Consider the following 23,417-nt stretch of genomic DNA (forward strand, 5'->3'; position numbering starts at 1 on the left):
CCAACCACCGGCTGATGGAGGTGCGCCCGATGGCGCAAAAGAATCAGGACAAGGGTGCCACCGGCGGCGTGCCGGTGGTGACCGATCCCAAGAAGGTTCGCAACGTGGTGCTCGTCGGGCACTCCGGGGCCGGCAAGACGACCCTGGTCGAGGCGCTGCTCGCGGCGACCGGCACGATCGGTCGGGCCGGCACGGTCGTCGACGGCAGCACGGTCTGCGACCGCGACCCGGCCGCCGTGCGCCAGCAACGCTCGGTGAGTCTGGCCTGCGCCCCGCTGGTGCACGACGGCGTAAAGATCAACCTATTGGACACCCCCGGCTACGCCGACTTCGTCGGCGAGCTGCGCGCCGGCCTGCGGGCCGCCGACGCCGCGCTCTTCGTGGTCTCCGCCGTCGATGGGATGGACGCCGCCACGGCCGCGCTCTGGGAGGAGTGCGCCGCGGTCGGCATGCCCCGGGCGGTCGCCGTGACCCGGCTCGACCACCCACGCGCCGACTTCGACAACGCCGTGGCGCTGTGCCAGCGGGTCTTCGGCGACAACGTGCTGCCGCTGCACCTGACGATGCTCGGCGACGACGGCGAGTCGGTGGCCGGGCTGCTCGGGCTGGTCACCCGCCGGGTCCTCGACTACACCGCCGGCCTGCCGGCGCAGGTGCGCGAGCCGGAGCCGGAGCACCTGCCGGCGATCGCCGAGTCCCGCAACGAGCTGATCGAGGGGATCATCGCCGAGAGCGAGGACGAGACCCTGATGGACCGCTACCTCGCCGGCGAGGAGATCGACACCGGCGTACTCGTCGCCGACCTGGAGAAGGCCGTCGCCCGGGGGCACTTCCACCCGGTGCTGCCGGTCTGCGCGGCCACCGGCCTCGGGCTGGACGTGCTGCTCGACGGGATGGTCTCGGCGTTCCCGTCGCCGCTGGAGCACGAACTGCCCGCCATCGACGGGGTGGATGGCTCCCCCCGGCCGCCGCTGACCTGCGACCCGGACGGCCCGCTCGTCGCCGAGGTGGTCCGGACAACCGTGGACCGGCACCTCGGCCGGGTCTCCCTGGTCCGGGTCTTCTCCGGGACCCTGCGCCCCGAGCAGACGGTGCACGTCGCCGGGCACGGCATGGCCGATCGGGGTCACCCCGACCACGACGCCGACGAGCGGATCGGGCACGTCTACACCCCGCTGGGCACGGCCCTGCGTGAGGTGCCGGCCTGCGTGGCCGGCGACATCTGCGCGATCACCAAGTCCGGCAGCGCCGAGACCGGCGACACGATCTCCACCAAGGACGACCCGCTGCTCGTCGCCCCGTGGGAGATGCCCGAGCCGCTGCTGCCGGTGGCGGTCGTCGCGCGCAGCCGGGCCGACGAGGACGCCCTGGCCCGCAACCTGGCCCGGCTGGTCGCCGGGGACCCGACGCTGCGGCTGGAACGCAACCCGGAGACCCACCAGCTCGTCCTCTGGTGCATGGGCGAGGCGCACGCCGACGTGGTGCTCGACCGGCTGCGCGGTGGCGGCGTCGAGCTGGACACCGAGCCGGTCCGGGTGGCGCTACGGGAGACCCTCGCCGCCCCGGCCACCGGACACGGCCGGCACGTCAAGCAGTCCGGCGGCCACGGTCAGTACGCCGTCTGCGACATCGAGGTGGAGCCGCTGCCCCGGGGGGCCGGCGTCGAGTTCGTCGACCGGGTGGTCGGCGGGGCGGTGCCGCACCACTACGTCCCGTCGGTGGAGAAGGGCGTACGGGCCCAACTGGAGCGTGGCCTGCTCGCCGGGTACCCGGTGGTGGACCTGCGGGTGACCCTCGTCGACGGCAAGGCGCACAGCGTCGACTCCTCGGACGCGGCGTTCCAGACCGCCGGGGCGCTGGCGCTGCGCGATGCCGCCGAGAAGGGCCAGCCGACCCTGCTGGAACCGGTGGACGAGGTGGCCGTCCGGGTGCCGGACCACGTCGTCGGCGCGGTGCTGGGAGACCTCTCCGGCCGGCGCGGCCGGGTGCTCGGCACCGAGGCCGACCCGGACGCCGACGGCCGGACCGTGGTCCGCGCCGAGGTCCCGGCCACCGAACTGCTGCGGTACGCGGTCGAGCTGCGCGCGCTGACCTCCGGCACCGGCACCTTCCGCCGCCACTTCACCCGCTACGACCCGATGCCCGCCCATCTAACCGGCCAGACCCGCACCGAACACCCCCCCACCCCCTAACCCCCCCCACCCCGGCACCCCCACCCCGGCACCCCGGCACCCCCGCACCCCCGCACCCCCGCACCCCGGCACCCCCGCACCCCCGCACCCCGCGATCTTGCACTTACGGCCTGGACAACGCGATCTTGCACTTGCGGCCTCGACAAATGGCACGAAAGCCTCGTTCCGAGGGCCGCAACTGCAAGATCGACGGGGCTGGGTGGGGGTGGGGTGGGGTGGGGTGGGGTGGGTGGGGTGGGGTGGGGTGGGTGGGGTGGGGGTGGGGTGGGGGGTGGGGGTTAGGGGCGGGCTGAGGGGGTGGGGGGCATGGGCCAGTGGGGGCGGTCGGCGAAGCGGAGGGCAGCCGAGCGCAGGGCCGCCAGTTGGCGTTCCACCTCTGCGAAGTGGTCGGGGGCCAGCGGGCCGAGCGCCAGTGCGGCGGCATTCTCCTCGACCTGGGCGACGGTGCGGCAGCCCGGGATCGGCACGGTGCGGTCGCTGCGGGCCCAGATCCAGCCCAGCGCGCCCTGGGCCAGGGTGCGCCCGTCGGCGGTGAGCGCCGCCCGGGCCGCGCCGACCCGGCGCAGCCACTCCGGGGCGGGTCGGCCGCTGCGGAACCACTCCAGCCAGTTCGCCGTGGCCCCCCGCACGTCGTCGCGGGGCAGCGTGGAGCCCGCACCGTACTTGCCGGTGAGCAGCCCCATCCCCAGGGGACTGCGGTTGACGCTGGCCAGGTCGTACTTTTCGCAGGCGGCGAGCAGCTCGGGGGCGTCACGCAGCACCGACAGGGTGTGCTGCACAGCGGTGGCGTGCGGGGCGGCCTGCCCGAACCAGGTGGCCCGGTCGACCCGGTCGGTGCTCCATCCGTACGCCCGGACCAGGCCCTCGGTGACCAGTTCCTCGCCGGCACCGAGCAGCGCCTCGGCCCTCGGCACCGACAGGTCACCGAGGTGCAGCTGGTAGAGGTCGATGCGGTCGGTGCCCAGCCGGCGCAGCGAGTCGGTCACCGCCCGGCGCAGGTACTCCGGCGAGGGGTCCTCCCCGGTGGCCTGGCGGCTGCCCTCGTCGAACGTGTAGCCCCACTTGGTGGCGATCACGGCCTCGTCGCGCCGGCCGGCGAGGGCCCGGCCGAGGATCCGCTCGCCGTGCCCGGTCCCGTAGGTGTCGGCGGTGTCGAAGAGGGTCACCCCGAGTTCGAGCGCGCGGCGGACCGCGCGGACGGACTCGTCGTCGTCGACCGCGCCCCAACCCAGCGGCTGGACGCCTTCGGCCCAGGGGCCGCCGATCGCCCAGCACCCCATGCCGAGGGCGCTGACCTCGATGCCGCTGCGGCCCAACGTCCGTGTCGTCACTGCCATCGCCAGATCGTGCCATCCGGAGCCCGGTCGAGGGCAGGGGCCTCACCGAAAGGACGTGGGCGACTACGCCGGGTCAGCCCGGCCAGGCGCGGGTGAACAGCTCGCGGGTGTCGGTGAGCAACTGCGGCAGGACCTTGGTCCGCCCGATCACCGGCATGAAGTTGGCGTCGCCGCCCCAGCGGGGCACCACGTGCTGGTGCAGGTGCGCGGCGATCCCGGCACCGGCCACCCCGCCCTGGTTCATCCCCAGGTTGAACCCGTGCGCGTTGCTGACCTTGCGCACCACCCGCATCGCGGTCTGGGTGAACGCCGCCAGCTCGGTGGTCTCGGCCAGGTCCAGGTCGGTGTAGTCGGCCACGTGCCGGTAGGGGCAGACCAGCAGGTGCCCCGGGTTGTAGGGGTAGAGGTTGAGCACCGCGAACACGTGCTCACCCCGAGCCACCACCAGGCTCTCCTCCGGCGGCAGCCCCGGCCCCCGGCAGAACGGGCAGCCGGTGGGCCTCTCGTATCCACCCTCGGGCCGGTCCTCACCGGAGACGTAGGTCATCCGGTGCGGGGTCCAGAGCCGCTCCAGCCCGTCGGTCATGCCGCTGTCCGTGTGCCGTTCCTCCCCTGTCACGCCACCGATCCTACGTTCCCGGTGGCCGGCACCCCGACGCCGCACGGCGGCTGGCGCCCCGCGTCCGGGGACCCGCAGTCCGGGGCATGGCCAGGGGGATGAATAGGGGGTGAAGGTTCTTGACGCAAAGGCATTCATCGATGAAACTTACATTCCAAACGACAACGATAATCATCGATGGGAGTCGCCCCCGTGAGGACCGCATTTCGCCGGATCGGCAGAGTGCTCGCCGCCTGTGCGCTCGCCGCCGCCACCACCCTGGTCGGCCTGACCGTGACCACCGGAGCCGCGCACGCCGACGGCTGCTACACCTGGGGCCGGGGACTCACCCAGGGCTCGACCGGCGAGGACGTCCGGCAGTTGCAGATCCGGCTCGCCGGCTACCCCGGCTACAACTCGGTCCTCGGCCTCGACGGCGTGTTCGGCGCGGGGACCCGCTCGGCGGTGATCCGCTTCCAGCAGGCGTACGGCCTGGCCGCCGACGGCATCGCCGGCGCACAGACCTTCAGCAAGCTGTACGCCCTCCAGGACGACGACTGCACACCGATCAACTTCACCTACGCCGAGCTGAACCGGTGCAACAGCACCTGGGCCGGCGGCGCGGTGGCGGCGAGTACCGCGAGGTTCAACGCGCTCGTCTCGATGTGGAAGCTCCAGGCCATGCGGCACGCCCTCGGGGACGTGAACATCAACATCAGCAGCGGCTTCCGCAGCGTCGCCTGTAACAACGCGGTCGGCGGGACGTCCAACAGCCGGCACCTGTACGGCGACGGGGTGGACCTGGTCGGTTCCCCGTCGTTCTGCCGGCTGGCCCAGCAGGCCCGCTACCACGGCTTCGGGAACATCCTCGGCCCCGGCTACCCGGGCCACAGCACCCACACGCACGTTGCGGCGGTCGGCGGCTGGTCGGCGTCGAGCTGCGGCATCTGATTCGGCCGGCTCGACACAGGTGGGGCTCCTCCCGTCGCCCAGGCGACGGGAGGAGCCCCACCTCGCGTGTCAGGCCGGATCGGGGGCGGTCGGCCCGGTGTTCGACCGGGAGGTGACCACGTCGACCACGTGGGCCACCGCGTCGGCGATCGGCACCCCGTTGCGCTGCGAGCCGTCCCGGTACCGGAACGACACGGTCCCGGCGGCCACGTCGTCGTCGCCGGCGATCACCATGAACGGGATCTTCTGCTGCTGGGCGGTGCGGATCTTCTTCTGCATCCGGTCGTCGCCGACGTCCACCTGGGCCCGGATGCCCTCGGCGCGCAGCGCCGCGACGAACCCGTGCAGGTAGTCGGTGTGCTCCTCACGGATCGGGATGCCCACCACCTGCACCGGGGCCAGCCAGGCCGGGAACGCCCCCGCGTAGTGCTCGGTAAGCACCCCGAAGAACCGCTCGATCGAGCCGAAGAGTGCCCGGTGGATCATCACCGGCCGTTGCCGGGTGCCGTCGGCGGCCTGGTACTCCAGCCCGAAGCGCTCCGGCAGGTTGAAGTCGACCTGGATGGTGGACATCTGCCAGGTCCGGCCGATCGCGTCCCTGGCCTGCACCGAAATCTTCGGGCCGTAGAAGGCCGCGCCGCCCGGGTCGGGCACCAGGTCCAGCCCCGACTCCTCGGCGGCCGAGCGCAGGGCCTCGGTGGCCCGCTCCCAGTTCTCGTCGGTGCCGACCGACTTCTCCGGGTTGCGGGTGGACAGCTCCAGGTAGAAGTCGTCCAGGCCGTAGTCGCGCAGCAGCTCCAGCACGAAGGCGAGCAGCGACTTCAGCTCGCCCGCCATCTGCTCCTCGGTGCAGAAGATGTGGGCGTCGTCCTGGGTCATGCCGCGCACCCGGGTCAGCCCGTGCACCACGCCGGACTTCTCGTAGCGGTAGACCGTCCCGAACTCGAACATCCGTAGCGGAAGCTCCCGATAGGACCGCCCCCTGGACCGGAAGATCAGGTCGTGCATCGGGCAGTTCATCGGCTTGAGGTAGTACTTGGCGCCGTCCACCTCCATGGGCGGGAACATGCCGTCGGCGTACCAGTCCAGGTGGCCGGAGACCTCGTACAGGTTGCCCTTGGTGATGTGCGGGGTGTTGACGAAGTCGTAGCCGGCCTGCTCGTGCTTGATGCGCGAGTAGTTCTCCAGCTCCCGGCGGATGATGCCGCCCTTGGGGTGGAAGACCGCCAGGCCCGAACCCAGCTCGTCGGGGAAGCTGAACAGGTCCAGGTCCGTGCCGAGCTTGCGGTGGTCGCGCCGGGCGGCCTCCTCGAGCACCTTCAGGTACGCCTTCAGCTCGTCGCGGGTCGGCCACGCCGTGCCGTACACCCGCTGGAGCTGTGGGTTCTTCTCGCTGCCCCGCCAATAGGCCGCGGCCGAGCGCATCAGCTTGAACGCCCCGATCAGCCGGGTGTTCGGCAGGTGCGGGCCCCGGCACAGGTCCGACCAGCAGACCTTGTCCTCCTTCGCGGCGAGGTTGTCGTAGATGGTCAGCTCGCCGCCGCCCACCTCCATCACCTCGGCGGTATCCAGCCCCTCGCCCTTGACGTCGATCAGCTCCAGCTTGAACGGCTCGGCGGCCAGCTCGACCTTCGCCTCGTCCAGGCCCTCGAAGCGCCGCCGCCGGAACCGCTGACCGGACTTGACGATCTCCTGCATCCGCTTCTCGATCTTGGCCAGGTCGTCGGGCTGGAACGGCTTGGTGACGGCGAAGTCGTAGTAGAAGCCGTTCTCGATCGGCGGGCCGATGCCGAGCTTCGCCTCGGGGAAGATGTCCTGCACCGCCTGGGCGAGCACGTGCGCGGTCGAGTGGCGCAGCACGTTCAGCCCGTCCGGCGAGTCGAGGGCGACCGGCTCGACGCTGGTGTCCTCGGCCGGGGCCCAGTCCAGGTCACGGAGCTGCCCGCGTGGGTCGCGGACCACGACGATCGCCTTGGGGCCGTTGGACGGCAGCCCGGCCGCGGCCACCGCGTCGGCCGCCGTCGTCCCGGCGGCGACGACGACGGGGTCGGCCACGACGGGGGTACGGGGTGCGGACACGGTGACTCCTCCAACTGAACGACGACTGCGGCCTGCTGGCCGCCCCGCTGATGCTAGCGGGCAAGGAAGGACACCTTCTTATCGCATTCGGTAGCGCAAGGGCGCCTTATTAACAGCCCACCCACTGCGGCAGCGACTCGCGGGCGGCGAGCCAGTCGGCGGGCACCCCGCCCGGCGTACCCACGCCGGCATGGGCGGCCACCACCGCACCGGCGATCGCCGGTGCGGTGTCCACGTCCCCGCCGACCTCGACGTAGGCCCGGATCGCCGCAGGGTAGTCGTCGAGGAAGGTGGCGGCGACCCAGAGCGTGAAGGGGACGGTGTCCTGTGCCGTCACCCGGGAACCGTTGCCGAGCGCGTCGGCGGCGACCGCCACGGGGCGGCCGAGCAGGCCGGCGGCCCGGCGTACCCCCTGGTGCACCTCGCCTCCCGCGTCGAGGCGGCGGCCCCGGCCACCTCGGCCAGCACGGAGGAGGCAATCTCGGTGTCGTCGGTCCACTGCCAGGCGGCGGGGGGAGCCGGCCGGCGGCGAGGTCGGCGGGCCGCCGCCCCGGAACGAAGAACTGCGACCCGAGGGCGTCACCGACGGAGAGCCCGGCGAGGCTGTCCCGGGCGAGCGCCAGGCGGGTGTCCGGAAAGATCGTAAAGGACATGGTCGTACCAGCTTGCCCGGTTCCCAGGTGCGCCGCACCGCCGTCGGCTTGCCACTCCGAGTACGGTTCTGACGTGGCCACCGTCCTCTTGGTCGAAGACGACCACGTCGTACGCGGCGCGATGCTGCGGTCCCTCACCGACCGGGGGCACGCCGTGCATGCCGTCGGCACGGCGCTGGACGCACTGCGCAGGGTGGCCGCGCAGACCCCCGACCTGGTGGTGCTCGACCTCGGCCTGCCTGACCTGGACGGCTCGGACGCGCTACGGATGCTGCGCGGCATCACCGACGTGCCGATCATCATCGCCACGGCCCGCGACGACGAGCAGTCGGTGGTTCGGCTGCTGCGGGCGGGCGCGGACGACTACATGGTCAAGCCGTTCACCGGGGCGCACCTGGATGCCCGGATCACCACCGTGCTGCGCCGGGCCGGGCGGGCCAGTCGGAGCACACAGCCGGCCGTGTACACCGTCGGCGGCCTGCGGGTCGACGTCGGCGAGCGCAGCGCCCTGCTCGACGGGGTGCCGCTCGCGCTGACCCGCAAGGAATTCGACCTGCTGGCGTATCTCGCCGCCCGCCCTGGGCGGGTAGTGTCCCGCCGGGAACTCTTGGAGGAGGTATGGCGGCAGCCATCGGTCGGCGAGGACCAGACCATCGACGTTCACCTGTACTGGCTGCGCCGCAAAATGGGCGAGTCCGCGGCGAAGCCGCGTTACCTGCGCACCGTGCGGGGGGTCGGATTCCGGTTGGTGGCCCCGGACTGAGGGGCGCGCTGGCCCGGGTCACGGCCGGCATGGGAGCCCTCGTCGCGCTCGCGTTCCTGGTACCCCTCGGCATCAGCCTGGGCGAACAGACCCGCGAGGAGGCCCTCGCCGACGCCGCCCGACGCAGCGCGCTGGTCACCGGGGCGCTCGCGGTCAGCACCGAGCCGGCCGTGGTGCGGCGCGCGGTGCAGGCCAGCGGCGAGGATCCGGCGACCCGGCCGGTGGTGCACGGCCTGGGCGACGCCGCTCAGGCCGGCCGGGCCGACGCGGCGGCGGTGGCCAGGGCCGTCGCGGACCGGCGGTCGCTGGTCGTCGACGTGTCCGGCGGTGTGCTCCGGCTCGACCCCGTAGTGCTCGGCGACACGGTGGCCGTGGTCGAGGTGTTCGTCCCCGACTCGGCGCTCGACGAGGGCTCCGGCGGCCGGTGGCTGCTGCTGGGGGCGGTAGCGGTGGCCATGGTCGGGGCCACCGTGTTGGTGGTGGACCGGGTGGCGGCCCGCACGGTCGACTCGGCCCGGGGGCTGGTGAAGGCCGCCCTCGCCGTGGGCGACGGCGACCTCGCGGTGCGCGTCGAGCCGAGCGGCCCGCGTGAGCTTGCCGAGGCCGGGTACGCGTTCAACCGGATGGCCGACCGGATGGCGACCGCGAGCACCGACGAGCGGGAGTTGGTGGCAGACCTGTCGCACCGGCTGCGCACCCCGCTGACCGTGCTGCGGCTGGACGCGGAGGGGCTGGACTCCGACGACACCAGCGTCGGGTCGTTCACGGAGGCGGAGCTGGACCGGCGGCGCACGATCCGACGGATCCGGCAGGCCATCGTCACCCTTGAGGGCGAGATCGACGTGCTGATCAAGACCACCCGCAAGGCGGTCGTCCACGAGACCGGGCCGGCGATGTGCGACGTCAGCGAGGTGGTCCGGGACCGGATGGTGTTCTGGGCGGCCCTCGCCGGTGACCAGAACCGGCCGCACCGCGTCAGTGGGGCGCAGCTGCGCATCCCGGCGCCGGTGCCCCGGGCCGAGCTGGCCGCCGCCCTCGACGCGGTGATCGGCAACGTGTTCCGCTACACCCCGCAGGGCACGGCGTTCGAGGTCGCGGTCTCCCGGCGCGACGGGTATGTGGCGATTCGGATCGACGATGCCGGGCCGGGCATCACCGATCCCGACCGGGCGCTGCGTCGAGGCTCCAGCGACCAGGGCTCCACCGGCCTGGGCCTGGACATCCTCAAGCGGGTGGCGTTGCAGGCCAACGGGTCGGTGAGCATCGACCGGGCCCGGCTCGGCGGGGCCAGCGTGGTGATGCTGCTGGCCGACCCGGAGGCGACGCCACGGCAGGTCAGCCGGTTCGGCCTGGTCGGCCGGATGACCCGGGAGGCCCGGGAACAGAAGAGCGGCGGTCGGCGCTGGCTCCGGCAGCCTCCGGCGGAGCGCTGACTCCTCGGCGACGAGATGGGCCGCCTGCGGCTGTGGACAGACGCAAGTCTTCCTTAGATTCGGCTTAACAACGCCGGTACAGCGGGCGTGAGCTGAGAGGATTTCGGACGTACCCACCAGTTCCACCGGCCGTGCCCCCCGGATTCTTCGAGGCCGGTGGAGTTCATGCGCGCGGCGGGAGTCCGGTCCCCCACACCCAGCTCCCGCCGCGCGCACCACCCCGACGACTCGGCCCCCGCCCATCCCCGTGGCGGCCGGCGCCCATCCCCGTGGCGGCCGGCGCCCATCCCCGTGGCGGCCGGCGCCCATCCCCGTGGCGGCCGGCGCTCCCGGCAACGGTACGGGTCAGCGGGCCGCCGCGGCCAGGTAGGCATCGATCTCGGCGGTGAGCCGGGCCTTCTCCCACGGCTCCAGGAACGAGACGGTCACCGCGTCGGTGGCCAGCGCGGCCACCCCCTCGCAGCCGACGCCGAGCAGGCCGGCAGCGACGGCGTACTCCTCGTTCAGGGTGGTGCCGAACATCGGCGGGTCGTCGGAGTTGATCGTCACCAGCACGCCCGCCTCGACGAACCGGGGCAGCGGGTGCTCGTCGAGGGAGGCCACCGCCCGGGTGCGCACGTTGGAGGTCGGGCAGACCTCCAGGGCGATCCGCCGCTGGGCGAGGTGGGCGAGCAGTGCCGGGTCCTCGGCGGCAGAGACGCCGTGGCCGATCCGCTCCGCGCCGAGGTCGTGCAGCGCGTCCCAGACGGTCTGCGCACCGGTGGTCTCCCCGGCGTGCGGCACCGAGCGCAGCCCGACCGCCCGGGCCTGGTCGAAGTACGGCTTGAACTGGGGACGGGGCACCCCGATCTCGGGGCCGCCCAGGCCGAAGCTGATCAGCCCGTCGGGGCGCTCCTCCAGGCAGATCCGCAGGGTCTCCTCGGCCGCCGGCAGCCCCGCCTCGCCAGGGATGTCGAAGCACCAGCGCAGCGCGATGCCGAAGTCGGCCTCGGCCCGTTTGCGGGCGTCCTCGATCGCCTCGCAGAACGCCGGGGCGGGGATGCCCCGGCGCACGTGCGAGTACGGGGTGACGGTCAGCTCGGCGTACCGGACCTGCTGGCGGGCCAGTTCGCGGGCGACCTCGTGGGTGAGGATCCAGACGTCCTCGGGATCCCGGATCAGGTCCACCACGCTGAGGTATACCTCGATGAAGTGGGCGAAGTCGCGGAAGGCGAAGTAGTCGGCGAGGGCGTCCGGGTCCGCCGGGACCGGGCTGCGCCCGGTGTGCCGGGCGGCCAACTCCGCCACGATGCGCGGTGACGCGGAGCCGACGTGGTGCACGTGCAGCTCCACCTTGGGCAGTCCGGCGATGAACGTGGACAGGTCGGTCACGAGCTCTCCTAGACGTGGGCGTTGATGCGGGCGACGACGAAGACCCTTCGGAACGGAAAGGACACCTGCCCCTGCCGGACCGGGTAAGCCGCCGCGAGGCGTTCCCGCAGGGCGGCGCGGAAGTCGGCCCACCGGGGGCCGTCCAGCGCCGCGCGGACCGGGCGCAGCGCGGTGCCCTCCATCCACGTCAGCACCGGGTGGTCGGCGTCGGTGGGGGCCGGCAGCAGATGCACGTAGGTAGTCTCCCAGGCGTCGACCCCGCAGCTGGACCCGGTCAGCAGCGCGGCGTAGCCGACCGCGTCGTCGACCGGGGCCTCGCGCAGCAGCGGGGTCAGCTCGGCGGCCCACGGCCCCGCGCCGGCCACCTCGCGCAACGCCCGGTGCGAGGGGGCGTCGAAGTTCCCCGGCACTGCGACGGCGAGGCATGCTCCGAGGGGCAGCTCGGCGGCCCAGCGGGTCAGCAGTTCCCGGTGCCCGGGCACCCACTGGAGCGTCGCGTTGCTGACCACCACGTCGACGTCCGGGCCGGGGCGCCAGTCGCGCACGTCGCCGACCGCGAAGTCGACCGGCGCGCCCAGGGCGGCGGCCCGGTCGATCATCTGCGCCGACGAGTCGAGGCCGACGATCCGGGCGGCCGGCCAGCGGTCGGCCAGCCGGGCGGTCAGCGTGCCGGGCCCGCAGCCCAGGTCGACCACGGTGCGGGGCCGTTCGGCGGGGACCCGGGCGAGCAGGTCGTGGAACGGCCGGGACCGCTCGTCGGTGTAGCGCAGGTATGCGGTCGGATCCCACATCGTCACTCCCAAACCGTACGTCCGTCTTGTTTCACCGTACGGCCCGCTGCGGGACCGGGCAAGCCGATCACTAGGCTCGGGGGATGGAGCAGCGCACCTTCCCCCGGCTCGGGCGCCACGTCGGCGTGGTCGGGCTCGGCACCTGGCAGCTCGGCGCGGACTGGGGCCAGGTTGACGAGGACGACGCGATGGCCGTCCTCGCCGCCGCGGTGGACTCCGGCGTCACCTTCCTCGACACCGCCGACGTGTACGGCGACGGGCGCAGCGAGCGGCTCATCGGCCGGTTCCTGGCGGCCCGGCCCGACGCGGGGCTGACCGTGGCGACCAAGATGGGCCGCCGGGTCGAGCAGCGGCCGGAGGCGTACACGGCGGAGAACTTCCGGGCCTGGATCGACCGGTCCCGGGCCAACCTCGGCGTGGACACCCTGGACCTGGTGCAGCTGCACTGCCCGCCCACGGCGGTCTTCGGCGACGACCGGGTCTTCGACGCCCTGGACGCCCTCGTCGCCGCCGGGCGGATCGCCGGCTACGGGGTCAGCGTGGAGACGTGCGACCAGGCGCTCACCGCGATCGCCCGACCGGGCGTGGCCAGCGTCCAGATCATCCTGAACGCGCTGCGGCTCAAGCCCCTCGAACGGGTGCTGCCGGCCGCCTCGGCCGCCGGGGTCGGCGTCGTCGCGCGGGTGCCGCTGGCCAGCGGCCTGCTCTCCGGCCGGTACGACGAGCACACCACCTTCGCCGCCGACGACCATCGCGCCTTCAACCGACACGGGGAGTCGTTCGACGTCGGGGAGACCTTCTCCGGGGTCGACTTCGGCACCGGTCTGGCCGCCGTGCGCCGGCTCGCCCCGCTCGCCGGGGCGGGACGCACCGTGGCCCAGTTCGCGCTCCGCTGGGTGATCGACCAGCCGGGCGTGACCGTGGCCATCCCCGGCGCCCGCGACGCCGACCAGGCCCGCCGCAACGCAGCCGCCGCCGGCCTGCCGCCGCTGACCCCCGCGGAGCTGACGGCCGTCCGGGACACCTACGACGAGTTGGTCCGGCCCCAGGTGCACGACCGGTGGTGACCCGCCCCGCGGCGGTGCTCGCGCACCCCGGCGACGAGGCGCATGCTGGACCGGGCCGACGGGTCCGGCTAGCCGACGGAGGAGGAACGCGATGAAGGGGTGGCTCCCGCTCACCCTCGGCCTGCTCGCGGTGGTCATGGGCGCGGTCTGGACGGTGCAGGGCCTCGGCTACGTCGGCGGCAGCGTCATGACCGACCAGCGGGCCTGGGCGCTACTCGGCCCGCTCCTGGTCCTGATCGGACTCGGGACGCTCTGGCGCGGCCTGCGCGGCCGCCGTCGGACCTGACCGCTCCGGCGGCTGGCCGGCAGCGGGCCCGAGCAACCTGCGGGCACGAGCAGACGCGGGCCCGAGCAACCTGCGGGCACGAGCAGACGCGGGCCCGAGCAACCTGCGGGCACGAGTAGACGCGGGCACGAGCAGACGCGGGCAACGGAAAGCCCCGCCTCCCGGAAGGGAAGCGAGGCTTCACGGTGATCCGGGTCGGCCGCCCCTGGACGGGCCCGCCGACCGGGGCTGCTCAGATCGGGCGGACCTGCTCAGCCTGCGGACCCTTCTGGCCCTGGGCGATCTCGAACTCCACCCGCTGGTTCTCCTCCAGCGAGCGGTAGCCGCTGGACTGGATGGCCGAGAAGTGGACGAAGACGTCAGCACCCCCGCCGTCGACGGTGATGAAGCCGAAGCCCTTGTCTGCGTTGAACCACTTCACGGTTCCCTGCGCCATGTGAATCTCCTTCTAAAACTGGCGGCCGAGCACGCCGTGCGGCCGTTTGGCCGTTTTCGAGCAGCGGCGCCTGAGGCGGCCCCCTGTGCAGGAGACTTCTCACACCACACTGTCTTTCACAGCGCGGAACAGCGAACCACGTAACGAAAACTTCGCACAGCGTACCCGAAGAGATTCTCCGAAAGGGGCCCCGAAGAGCGTCAGAATCCCGGCCGGATGAGCCGGATCCGCCGGGCGAGGAGACCGACCGGGGCGCGCAGACGGGCCCCTCCTCACGCGAGGCGGAGAGGGGCCCGTGCTCGATGCCGACCCGTCAGTCGGGCCAGTGACCGGTCAGCCGGCGTAACCCGACCGCCCCGCCGCGGTCCACCGCAGCCCGGACCACCGCGAAGATCGCGCCCTGGAGGGCGGCGGCGGCCAGGACCTCGCCCCAGCCGCGGTCCTCGTCGGTGGCGCTCGGGGCGTCGCCGTCGCCGGCGGTCGCCTTCCAGGCCTGCCGGAAGATCGCGCCCGCGACCGTGCCGGCCGCCAGGCCGAGCAGCACCCCGACCGGCTTGTACGCCGTCTTGCCGATTCTCCTGCTCACCTGCGTCTCCCCTGAACGATCAACAACACGATCACGGTGGCCACCGCACCGGCCGCGACGGCCACCCACGGCACCGGGCCACCCCGAAGGTCGGACCCGACCAGGCTCGTCCGGCTGCCGGACGCCCCGACGCTCTGCGCCACCTGCCCCCGCACCCGGGCCACCGTCTGCGCGGTCTGCTCCCGCATCCGGTCCTTCGCCTGCTCCGCGGAGGACCTCAACCGGGCCTTGACGTCGGCCTTGGCGGCCAGCGCCTCCATCGTCTCGCCCAACTCCACCCGGGTCCGCCGGATCTCCTCGCGGAGCGCCTCGGTGTCGCCGGTCCCGTTGCCCGTCATGCCCGCCCCCTGTCCTTCACCGCGGCGGTGACGGTGTCCACGTCCGCCCGGAGGCTGCGTACCGCCGCCGCCGGAACCGGCGGGACCGCCTGGCTGACCTGCTTCTTGCCGACCAGGGCGAGGATCCCGGCCACCAGGAAGAGCGCCACCGCAACGATCAGGGCCCCCAGCCATGCGGGCATAACCAGTGCCAGCAGCAGGATCACGGCGGTGATCAGCGCGCCGAGCCCGTAGAACGCCAGGCCCCCGCCGGCGCCGAACAGGCCGATCCCGATGCCGGCGTGCTTGCCCTTCTGGGTCAGCTCAGCCCGAGCAAGCGCCAACTCGTCCCGGACGAGTCGGGAAACCTGCTCCGTGGCCCGCTGCACCAGTTCGGCGGTGGACGGCTCGCTCCCGGTCCGAGACGTGCGGTGATTCGCGACGTCAGCCATGCTGTCCTCCTTTCATCATCACCGCGCTGTATGCCCGGAGTCGCCGCCGGCCAATCCTGTCCGGAGCGGCCAGTCGCACCGATCGTGCCGCGCAGCAGTCCCCCGGGAACGCGGGGTCAAACCCCCGGTCGGCCACCAAACGCGGCCGGTGCGGCGCGGGAACGCGTCCCACCCGCCCACGGTCACCACCGCAAACTCGGGATCCGGCCCCGGGGGCGCGACGCGACACCGCCCCACCGGGTGCGGTGAACGGAGGGTCAGCGGGAAGAACCGGCAGGGTGCGAGATGGGCACCGGCGCCTCGGCGTGGGGGGCCGGTTCGTCCGGGCCGACGAAAGCCTCGCTGCGGGCCGCACCGTCGTCGCTGCCGCCGAAGACCCGGGCGTCGTCGGGGAGGTCCGCGTCGGCGCGTTGCCGCGCCGGGCGGGGCCGCACCGACTGCCAGGGCAGGGCACCGGAGGCGTCACCGACCTCGGTGCGCATCCGGGGCAGCGCCGTCGGGCGGTGGTCGCGGACCCAGGCGGCCAGGTGCTCGCGCACCAGGCAGCGCAGGTCCCACAGGCTGCCGGCGTCCGCCGCGCTGACCAGGGCCCGGACCTTGAGCATGCCGCCGGTGGCGTCGGTCACCTGGAGTACGCAGACCCGCCCGTCCCACAGGTCGCTGCTCTCCGCCAGCCGGCGCAGCTCCTCCCGCATCGCCTGCACCGTGATCGACCAGTCGACGTCGAACTCGGCGGTGCCGAGCACCGCGGCCTCCGTGCGGGTCCAGTTCTGGAAGGGCTTGCTGGTGAAGTACGAGGTGGGCAGGATCAGCCGCCGATCGTCCCAGATCTGCACCACCACGTAGCTGAGGGTCAGCTCCTCGATCCGGCCCCACTCCCCCTCGATGACCACCACGTCGTCGAGACGCACCGCGTCGCTGAAGGCGAGTTGGAGGCCGGCGAAGACGTTGCCGAGCAGGCTCTGCGCGGCCAGCGCGGCCACCACGCCGACCACCCCGGCCGAGGTCAGCACGCCCGCCCCGATCCCCCGGACGCTCGGGAAGGTCATCAGCATCACGCCGAGCGTCAGGATCACGATCACCGCGATGGTCAGCCGGCGCAGCATCACCACCTGCGTGCGTACCCGCCGGGCGTTGCGGTTGTTCGGCACGTCGACCCGGAACCGGGCCAGGGCCACGTCCTCGACCACCACCAGCAGCGAGGCGACCAGCCAGGCCACGGTGGCGATGATGCCGAGCACCAGCGTGTGCAGCACGACCTGCCGCCACCAGTCGCCGACGGCGTAGCCGGTGGAGAAGCGGACCGCGAACTGTACGGCGAGAACGGTCGCGGCGACCTGGAACGGCCGGTGCGTGTGGTCACCCAGCTCGCTCATCAGCAGGGAGCGCCGGCCGAACCTCCTGGTGGCCCGGTGGACCACCCCGGCCAGAAAAACGGCGATCGCCGCCGCGGCGAGCACGGCGACGACCGTCGTGAGAAAGCTCTGCACGGGTGTTTCTCCCCCTCCAGCGGACAGCCCTATTCCGGGCAAAGGCCCAATGGTGCCCGCTGCTTGCCGATCCGGCCAGTTCAGACCTTGCGGTACCGGGACTGGAGGAAGCAGTAGACGCCGTAGCAGGCGATCCCAAGGGCGACCAGGACGAGCAGCACCGGACCGTAGGACTGGTCGCGCAGGGTGCGCAGCGCGGCGTCGAGGCCGCGGGCCTTCTCCGGGTCGTAGTTGACCGCGGCCAGCACGACCAGCAGGCCGGCGATGCCGTACGCGACGCCCTTGGCGATGTAGCCGGCCATGCCGAGGCGGCGGGCCAGGGTCCGGGTGTGTGCGTTCATCTCCCCGGTCTTCAGGCGCTTCTCGAACTTCTTCTTCCACCCGTAGATCACCAGGCCGATGCCGACGGCGGCGAGCACCAGCCCGGCCAGCCCGACCAGCCAGCGGCCACCGGTGGAGGTCATCAGCTTGCCGGTCAGCGCCTCCGACTGGTCGGCGTTGCTGGAGCCGGCGCCGGAGAAGACCTTCCAGGCCGTCCACGCGAAGTAGAGGTAGACCAGGGTGCGGGCGGCGGAGGTGACGCGCTCGAAGATCTGCTCCTTGCCGCGCTCGGCCTGATGGCCGACGGCCGCCTCCAGCGCCTGCCAGATCGCCATGGCGAGCATGCCGACGGCGATGGCGACGCAGAGGAACTTGCCCATCGGCTTCTCGGCCAGGGTGCTCAGCGCGCCGGACTGGTCGCCGCTCTTACCGCCCGAACCGCCGAAGGCGATCTGCAGGGCGAGCCAGGCGATCAGCAGGTGCACCACGCCGTAGCCGATGAAGCCGGCCCGGGCGAGTAGTTCGAGCCACCGGCTGTTCGCGGCCTGCGAGGTGGTGGCTTCGGCGTTCCGGGTTAGTGACATGGCGCCACAATCTCCGATTACGGAGATTCCCAAACGTCGGCCACCGCCTCGCGGGCGGCGCTAGTTGCTGGGATTACGCGATACGCGGATTTTGACCTCCTGGTCGGTGACGCCGTCCAGGGTGACCGCGAAGCCGGCGACCTCGGTGGCCTGCTGGCCCACGGTCAGTGAGAGCTGCTCGCCGGCGACCTCGACGGTTACCTGGTCGCCCTGGGCACCGATGAGTTTGGCCTCGACGCCGAGGATGGTGGCGCTGGCCTCGACGCCGCGGTCGAAGGTGACCGTGCAGGCGTCCAGGCCACAGTCGGTGGAGGCGCCCTCGGAGCTGCAACCGGCGAGCAGGGCGGCACCCAGCGCGAGGCCGGCGAGCAGGCCGGCGGCCCGGCGGATGGGGGTGGACGGGGGGATACCGGGTCGGTTCGTCACCCGATCAAGGGTACGAGACGCCCGCGACCACCTTGGGATAAGGAAAAGGAGCCCCTTCTTAACGCCTCCGGGTAGAGCAGGATCCCCTTCTTGCGGTGGGGCTGCGGGACTAGGGTGCGGTTCATGCCGTTCGACCTCGCCCGCATCCGGGCTGCCTACCCCGCCCTGGCCGAGGGCTACGTCCACCTCGACGGCGCCGGGGGCACCCAGACCGCCGCGCCCGTCGTCGACGCGGTCACCGCCGCGATGCGCGCCGCCGTCGGCAACCGCAGCGCCGCGTTCGTCCCGGGTCGTCGGTCGCTGGAGATGGTGACCGCTGCCCGCTCGGCGGTGGCGGACCTGCTCGGGGCGCGGCCGGAGGGCGTGGTGCTCGGGCCGAGCGCGACCGCGCTGACATACACGCTGGCCCGTACCCTCGGGGCGGGCTGGCGGCCGGGCGACGAGGTGGTCGTCTCCCGCCTGGACCACGACGCGAACGTGCGGCCCTGGGTGCAGGCGGCGGAGGCGGCCGGGGCGACCGTGCGCTGGGCGGAGTTCGACCGGGCCACCGGCGAACTGCCGACCGACCAGTACGCCGACCTGATCGGCGAGCGGACCCGGCTGGTCGCGGTGACGGCCGGCAGCAACGCGATCGGCACGGTGCCGGACGTGCCGGCGATCGCCAAGGTGGCGCACGCGGTCGGGGCGCTGGTCTGCGTGGACGGGGTGCACTCGGTGCCGCACGGTCCCACCGACGTCGCCGCGCTCGGCGCGGACTTCCTGGTGACCAGCGCGTACAAGTGGTCCGGGCCACACCTGGCGGCGATGGTCGCCGACCCCGCCGGGTGGGAGACCCTGCGCCCGGCCAAGCTGCGGCCCTCCTCCGACGCGGTGCCGGACCGGTTCGAGGCGGGCACTCCCAGCTTTCCGCTGCTCGCCGGGGTGGCCGCCGCCGTGGACCACCTGGCCGGGCTGGACCCGGCCGCCACCGGCGACCGGCGGGAGCGTGTGCGGGCCGGGCTGGCCGCCGCCCAGATGCACGAGGAGCAGGTCTTCGACCGACTGCTCGCCGGCCTGACCGCCCGGCCGGCGATCACCGTGTACGGGTCACCGGCCCGGCGCTGTCCCACGGTGTCGTTCCGGGTGGCCGGGCTGACCCCGGCCGACACCGCCGCGGCGCTCGGCGAGCGGGGTCTCTGCCTCTCCTACGGGGACTACTACGCCTACGAGTACTTCCAGGCGATGGGGCTGCGGGACAGCGGTGGCGCGGTACGGGCCAGCGTGTACCACTACAACACCGTCGACGAGGTGGACCGGCTGCTGGCCGAACTGGACCGGCTGGCGGAGTGCGGGGGCAGAATGGCAGGGTGAGCTTCCTGGTCGAGGACGATCCCGCCCGCCACCGCTTCGAGATCCTGGTCGACAACGCGCTGGCCGGTTTCACGGCGTACCTGCCCCGGGGCGAGGTGTTGGTCTTCACCCACACCGAGATCGACCCTGGCTTCCAGAACATGGGGGTGGGCTCCGCGCTGATGCGGGCCACCCTGGACCAGGTCCGCGAGCGCGGCGACCGGCTGGTGCCGAGGTGCCCCTTCATGGCGGCATTCATCGAGCGCCACCCCGAGTACGCGGACCTCGTCACCACCGTCTGACCCGCAGGCCCCACCGGCGGGCCCCCTCCCACCGGCGGGCCCCCTCCCACCGGCGGGCCCGACAACCGGCCGCGGGCCCGTCAGCGGACGACGGTATCCCCGAGGTCGGCCAGCAGCGGTTCGGCGGCGGATCGGGTGCCGGCGAGCAGTTCGGCGGCGGCGCAGGCGCCGGCCCGGGTGGCGCCGTGGGTGGCCACGTGGACCGCTCCGGCGACCAGGGCGGGCACGCCGAGTTCGACCACCACCGCGTCGGGGCGGGTGGCGATGGCCCGCCGCACGGCGACGCCCATCCATTCGTGCCGGTGCAGGTCACGGACCACCAACACCAGCGGTCGGCCGGATGCCCCGGCGGTCGGGTCGACCGGCAGGTCGGCCTCGCCGAGGCGTAGCGAGGTGGTGCCGGGGAGCAGGCCGGCGAGCGGGGCGGCAAGCCCCCAGGGGGTCTCGGGGCCCATGGCGATGTTGTGGGGCGGCGCGAACTCGACCACGTGCGGGGCGGCGGCCAGCGGCAGCGCCGACTCGGCGCCGAGCCTCGCGGTCACCCGGACCGCCCGGCGGGCGGCGGCCAGCCCGACCGGGGAGCAGTCCGCCCCACTGCGGTGGGGCGGGAGGCCGGCCCGGGCGGCCGTCGTCCAGGTGGCGAGTTGGCCGACCCGCTGGGCCGCCTCGGCCAGGCGATCCTCGGTCAGCTCGCCGGCCAGCACGGCGGCGACGATGGCGTCGCGCAGCTCGCGGGCGGCGTCCTCGTCGGCCCGCTCGCCGCCGACGCAGATCGCGTCCGCGCCTGCGGCGAGGGCGCGGACGGCTGCCCCCGCGAAGCCGTACCGGTCGGCGACGGCCCGCATCTCCACCGCGTCGGTGACCACCAGACCGGAGAAGCCGAGCTCGTCGCGGAGCAGGCCGCCGAGGATGCGTGGGCTGAGCGTGGCCGGCAGCTCCGGGTCCAGCGCGGGGACGAGCAGGTGGCCGGTCATCACGGCCCGCACCCCGGCCGCCACGGCGGCTCGGAACGGGACCAGTTCGGCGGCGTCGAGCTGCTGGCGGGTCCCGCCGATGCGGGGCAGGTCGTGGTGCGAGTCGACCTTTGTGTCGCCGTGGCCGGGGAAGTGCTTGGCGCACGCGGCGACCCCACCGGACTGGAGGCCCCGGACCCACGCCACGGTGTGCCGGGCGACCAGGGCCGGGTCGGCGCCGAAAGCGCGCACCCCGATGACCGGATTGGCCGGGTTGGAGTTGACGTCGGCGTCCGGGGCGTAGTTGAGGGTGACGCCGACCGCCGCCAGTTCGCGGCCGAGATCGCCGGCCACCTCGCGGGTCAGCTCCGGGTCGTCCACAGTGCCGAGGGCGAAGTTGCCGGGGCGGGAACTGCCCCGGGCGGACTCGATCCGGGTGACGTCGCCGGCCTCCTCGTCGATGGCGACGATCACGTCGGGCCGCTCCGCGCGCAGGGTGGCGGTGAGGGCGGCGACCTGGTCGAGATCGACGATGTTCCGGGCGAAGAGCACCACCGAGCCGAGCCCCTCGCCGAGCCACCGGCAGACCCAGGGCGGTGGGGTGGTGCCGACGAATCCCGGTTGCAGGACGGCGGCCGCCAAGCTCGCCAGCTTCCCCGTCGATGCGCTGCTCATGCGGCTGCCGTACCCCCGTCTCGTTCCGTTGCCCGACCAGCCGCCGGCTGCGGCGGCCGCTTGCCATGGTCACACCGGCACCCCTAAATAGTCAAGAAACTTTACTGTTGCGCTGTGGCGTGGGCCGGCCGCACATGGGAGAGTTCCCATATGCCACTCGTGCCCCTCGCCGACGCGACCGGGGCGGCCGATGTGCCGGGCGTGCGCCTGCTCGGCCTGGTCGTCGGCGGCCTGCTCCTGCTCGCCGCCATCCGGGCGATGTTCGGCCGGCGCTGAGCCCGCGAGCTCTCCCCGCACCGGGTTTCACCAGTGATCGTCTCGGGTACCTCCGGACCTCGATGAAACTGTCCACGCACGCGATGACGTTGCGCCGCGCGGCACGCAGCCTGTTCGGCTGGACCGCCCTGCGACCCAACCAGCTCGCCGCCATGCGCGCGGTGATGAAGCGACGCGACGCCCTGGTGGTACTGCCCACCGGCGCCGGCAAGTCGGCGATCTACCAGATCCCGGCCAGCCTGATCCCCGGTCCGACCGTGGTGATCTCCCCACTGCTCGCCCTCCAACAGGACCAGATCGCGGCGCTCAACGAGCGCCAGCGCCCGGAACTGCGGGCGGTGCGGATCAGCTCGGACGAGACACCCGCCCAGCAGGCGGAGGCGGTCGCGGAGATCCGGGAGGGCCGGGCCGAGTTCCTGTTCATCACCCCGGAGCAGCTCGCCAACCCCGACCGGATGGCGGAGGTGAAGTCCCTCAAGCCGGCCCTCGTCGCGATCGACGAAGCGCACTGCATCTCGGCGTGGGGGCACGACTTCCGCCCCGACTACCTGGCGCTGGGCCACCTCATCGAGGGCATCGGCCGGCCCCCGGTGGTCGCCCTGACCGCCACCGCCTCGCCGCCGGTACGCGACGACATCATCGCCCGGCTGCGGCTGCGCGACGCCGAGGTGGTGGTCTCCGGGCTGGACCGGGCGAACCTCTTCCTGGAGGTGGCGCACTGCCCCACCGAGGACTACCGGTGGCGGCGGCTGATCGCGCTGCTGCGCGAGGACCAGCGCCCCGGGATCATCTACGTGCCGACCCGACGCGCGGCCGAGGAACTGGCCGCCCGGCTCACCGACGCCGACTACCCGGCGCAGTACTACCACGGCGGCATGGCCACCGGGGCGCGCAACGAACTGCACGAGGCGTTCCTCGCCGACCGGGTGCCGATCATGGTGGCCACCTCGGCGTTCGGCATGGGCATCGACAAGCCCAACATCGCCTGGGTGGTGCACATGGCCCTGCCCGACTCGCCGGACAGCTACTTCCAGGAGATCGGTCGGGCCGGCCGCGACGGGGCGCAGGCCCGGGTGCTGCTGCTGTGGCAGGCCGAGGACGTCGGGCTGCAACGCTTCTTCTCCGGCGGCCTACCGGACGCCACCGAGCTTCGCGACCTGGCCGCCCTGCTGCGCAAGAAGCCGATCACGAAGAAGGAGCTACGGGAGCTGACCGGCCTGGGGCCGCGCAAGCTCGGCCAGCACCTCGCCCTGCTGGAACAGGTCGGGGCCGCCGAGCCGCGGTCGCAGCAGCGGATCGGCGTGCCCCGGTACGCCCCGAAGCCGGCCGACGCCGGCGAGGCCGCGCGAGCCGAGGCGGAACGCCAGCAGACTGTGACCCGCTCCCGCACCGACATGATGCGGGCCTTCGCCGAGACCACCGGCTGCCGGGGGCAGTCGCTGCTGGCCTACTTCGGCGAGCAGATGACCGAGGTCTGCGGGCACTGCGACAACTGTCTGGCCGGCACGAGCGTCGCCGACGACGGGTCCAGCGGGCCGTTCCCGGTGCACAGCCAGGTGCGGCACCCGGAATGGGGCCCCGGCATGGTGCTCAGCTACGAGGAGGACCGGATGACGGTGCTCTTCGACGAGGTCGGGTACAAGACGTTGTCGGTGCGCGTGGTGTCCGAACAGGGCCTGCTGACCCTCAACTAGCCTGAGCCGGGCCCCGACGACCGGGGCGGCGGCAGTCGAGCCGAATAAGATCAGA

General features: G+C 73.1%; 23 protein-coding genes and 1 pseudogene. 10 read left to right on the plus strand and 14 right to left on the minus strand.

Translation table 11 applies throughout. The features are described from left to right. Positions 1-29 precede the first annotated feature (29 nt). Complete coding sequence (locus SNR22_RS19285) at positions 30-2,192, plus strand: elongation factor G-like protein EF-G2 (protein ID WP_320068000.1); 2,163 nt, start codon at positions 30-32, stop codon at positions 2,190-2,192. 278 nt (positions 2,193-2,470) lie between these two features. On the opposite strand, the gene SNR22_RS19290 is transcribed toward SNR22_RS19285, so the two are convergent. After that, complete coding sequence (locus tag SNR22_RS19290) at positions 2,471-3,529, minus strand: aldo/keto reductase (RefSeq protein WP_320068001.1); 1,059 nt, start codon at positions 3,527-3,529, stop codon at positions 2,471-2,473. Between the two features lie 73 nt (positions 3,530-3,602). Next, positions 3,603-4,115 (minus strand): HIT domain-containing protein, encoded by a 513-nt coding sequence (locus tag SNR22_RS19295; RefSeq protein WP_320068071.1) that lies wholly within the window; start codon positions 4,113-4,115, stop codon positions 3,603-3,605. A 225-nt stretch (positions 4,116-4,340) separates the two neighbouring features. Here SNR22_RS19295 and SNR22_RS19300 point away from each other — a divergent pair, with 225 nt between their 5' ends. Then, positions 4,341-5,078, plus strand: a complete 738-nt coding sequence (locus SNR22_RS19300) for a D-Ala-D-Ala carboxypeptidase family metallohydrolase (protein ID WP_320068002.1) — start codon at positions 4,341-4,343, stop codon at positions 5,076-5,078. Positions 5,079-5,147: 69 nt separating this feature from the next. On the opposite strand, the gene thrS is transcribed toward SNR22_RS19300, so the two are convergent. Together thrS and SNR22_RS19310 are read right to left on the minus strand one after the other, a co-directional pair. After that, positions 5,148-7,157: a threonine--tRNA ligase gene (gene thrS, locus SNR22_RS19305; protein WP_320068003.1), complete on the minus strand. Its 2,010-nt coding sequence runs from the start codon at positions 7,155-7,157 to the stop codon at positions 5,148-5,150. A gap of 109 nt (positions 7,158-7,266) precedes the next feature. Continuing rightward, positions 7,267-7,810: pseudogene (locus SNR22_RS19310) on the minus strand (ADP-ribosylglycohydrolase family protein). Between the two features lie 73 nt (positions 7,811-7,883). Between SNR22_RS19310 and SNR22_RS19315 the strand changes: the two are divergent. Both SNR22_RS19315 and SNR22_RS19320 read left to right on the plus strand, forming a co-directional pair. Next, the gene (locus SNR22_RS19315) at positions 7,884-8,573 is read left to right on the plus strand and encodes a response regulator transcription factor (protein WP_320068004.1); all 690 of its coding nucleotides are present in this window, start codon (positions 7,884-7,886) and stop codon (positions 8,571-8,573) included. A gap of 29 nt (positions 8,574-8,602) precedes the next feature. Continuing rightward, entirely contained in the window at positions 8,603-10,006 is a 1,404-nt protein-coding gene (locus SNR22_RS19320) for a HAMP domain-containing sensor histidine kinase (protein ID WP_320068005.1), read from the plus strand. A gap of 345 nt (positions 10,007-10,351) precedes the next feature. Here SNR22_RS19320 and SNR22_RS19325 read toward each other — a convergent pair whose 3' ends face one another. After that, the gene (locus tag SNR22_RS19325) at positions 10,352-11,377 is read right to left on the minus strand and encodes an adenosine deaminase (RefSeq protein WP_320068006.1); all 1,026 of its coding nucleotides are present in this window, start codon (positions 11,375-11,377) and stop codon (positions 10,352-10,354) included. Between the two features lie 8 nt (positions 11,378-11,385). Further along, complete coding sequence (locus SNR22_RS19330; RefSeq protein ID WP_320068072.1) at positions 11,386-12,168, minus strand: trans-aconitate 2-methyltransferase; 783 nt, start codon at positions 12,166-12,168, stop codon at positions 11,386-11,388. Between the two features lie 83 nt (positions 12,169-12,251). Here SNR22_RS19330 and SNR22_RS19335 point away from each other — a divergent pair, with 83 nt between their 5' ends. Both SNR22_RS19335 and SNR22_RS19340 read left to right on the plus strand, forming a co-directional pair. Further along, entirely contained in the window at positions 12,252-13,235 is a 984-nt protein-coding gene (locus tag SNR22_RS19335) for an aldo/keto reductase (RefSeq protein WP_320068007.1), read from the plus strand. A gap of 91 nt (positions 13,236-13,326) precedes the next feature. Continuing rightward, a complete protein-coding gene (locus SNR22_RS19340; RefSeq protein ID WP_320068008.1) occupies positions 13,327-13,521 on the plus strand; it encodes a hypothetical protein in 195 nt (64 codons plus the stop codon). A gap of 232 nt (positions 13,522-13,753) precedes the next feature. Here the strand turns inward: SNR22_RS19340 and SNR22_RS19345 are convergent, their stop codons facing one another. The 7 genes from SNR22_RS19345 to SNR22_RS19375 form a co-directional block, all read right to left on the minus strand. Next, entirely contained in the window at positions 13,754-13,957 is a 204-nt protein-coding gene (locus tag SNR22_RS19345) for a cold-shock protein (RefSeq protein WP_088962828.1), read from the minus strand. 313 nt (positions 13,958-14,270) lie between these two features. Beyond that, entirely contained in the window at positions 14,271-14,543 is a 273-nt protein-coding gene (locus SNR22_RS19350) for a DUF4235 domain-containing protein (protein ID WP_320068009.1), read from the minus strand. Continuing rightward, positions 14,540-14,881 carry a DUF3618 domain-containing protein gene (locus SNR22_RS19355; RefSeq protein WP_320068010.1) on the minus strand — a complete coding sequence of 114 codons (342 nt, stop codon included), beginning with the start codon at positions 14,879-14,881 and terminating at the stop codon, positions 14,540-14,542. The genes SNR22_RS19350 and SNR22_RS19355 overlap by 4 nt, the downstream gene beginning before the upstream one ends. Further along, positions 14,878-15,312, minus strand: a complete 435-nt coding sequence (locus tag SNR22_RS19360) for a phage holin family protein (RefSeq protein ID WP_320068011.1) — start codon at positions 15,310-15,312, stop codon at positions 14,878-14,880. Before SNR22_RS19360 ends, SNR22_RS19355 begins: the two co-directional genes overlap by 4 nt. Positions 15,313-15,569: 257 nt before the next feature. Then, positions 15,570-16,802: a mechanosensitive ion channel family protein gene (locus tag SNR22_RS19365; protein WP_320068012.1), complete on the minus strand. Its 1,233-nt coding sequence runs from the start codon at positions 16,800-16,802 to the stop codon at positions 15,570-15,572. Between the two features lie 80 nt (positions 16,803-16,882). Then, positions 16,883-17,707 (minus strand): DUF1206 domain-containing protein, encoded by an 825-nt coding sequence (locus SNR22_RS19370; protein WP_320068013.1) that lies wholly within the window; start codon positions 17,705-17,707, stop codon positions 16,883-16,885. 60 nt (positions 17,708-17,767) lie between these two features. Beyond that, positions 17,768-18,133, minus strand: a complete 366-nt coding sequence (locus tag SNR22_RS19375) for a hypothetical protein (protein WP_320068014.1) — start codon at positions 18,131-18,133, stop codon at positions 17,768-17,770. 123 nt (positions 18,134-18,256) lie between these two features. Between SNR22_RS19375 and SNR22_RS19380 the strand changes: the two genes are divergently transcribed. Next, positions 18,257-19,483, plus strand: coding sequence for a cysteine desulfurase-like protein (locus SNR22_RS19380; RefSeq protein ID WP_320068015.1), 1,227 nt, complete (start codon positions 18,257-18,259; stop codon positions 19,481-19,483). After that, positions 19,480-19,764: a GNAT family N-acetyltransferase gene (locus tag SNR22_RS19385; protein WP_320068016.1), complete on the plus strand. Its 285-nt coding sequence runs from the start codon at positions 19,480-19,482 to the stop codon at positions 19,762-19,764. Before SNR22_RS19380 ends, SNR22_RS19385 begins: the two co-directional genes overlap by 4 nt. A gap of 80 nt (positions 19,765-19,844) precedes the next feature. Here the strand turns inward: SNR22_RS19385 and SNR22_RS19390 are convergent, their stop codons facing one another. Then, positions 19,845-21,392, minus strand: a complete 1,548-nt coding sequence (locus tag SNR22_RS19390; RefSeq protein WP_320068017.1) for a glycoside hydrolase family 3 protein — start codon at positions 21,390-21,392, stop codon at positions 19,845-19,847. A gap of 150 nt (positions 21,393-21,542) precedes the next feature. On the opposite strand from SNR22_RS19390, the gene SNR22_RS19395 reads away from it, so the two are divergent. Together SNR22_RS19395 and SNR22_RS19400 are read left to right on the plus strand one after the other, a co-directional pair. Further along, complete coding sequence (locus tag SNR22_RS19395) at positions 21,543-21,668, plus strand: hypothetical protein (protein ID WP_320068018.1); 126 nt, start codon at positions 21,543-21,545, stop codon at positions 21,666-21,668. 62 nt (positions 21,669-21,730) lie between these two features. Beyond that, complete coding sequence (locus tag SNR22_RS19400; protein WP_320068019.1) at positions 21,731-23,362, plus strand: RecQ family ATP-dependent DNA helicase; 1,632 nt, start codon at positions 21,731-21,733, stop codon at positions 23,360-23,362. Positions 23,363-23,417: the final 55 nt, after the last annotated feature.

The sequence above is a fragment of the Micromonospora sp. RTGN7 genome (assembly GCF_033804645.1).
Classification (GTDB): Bacteria; Actinomycetota; Actinomycetes; order Mycobacteriales; family Micromonosporaceae; genus Micromonospora.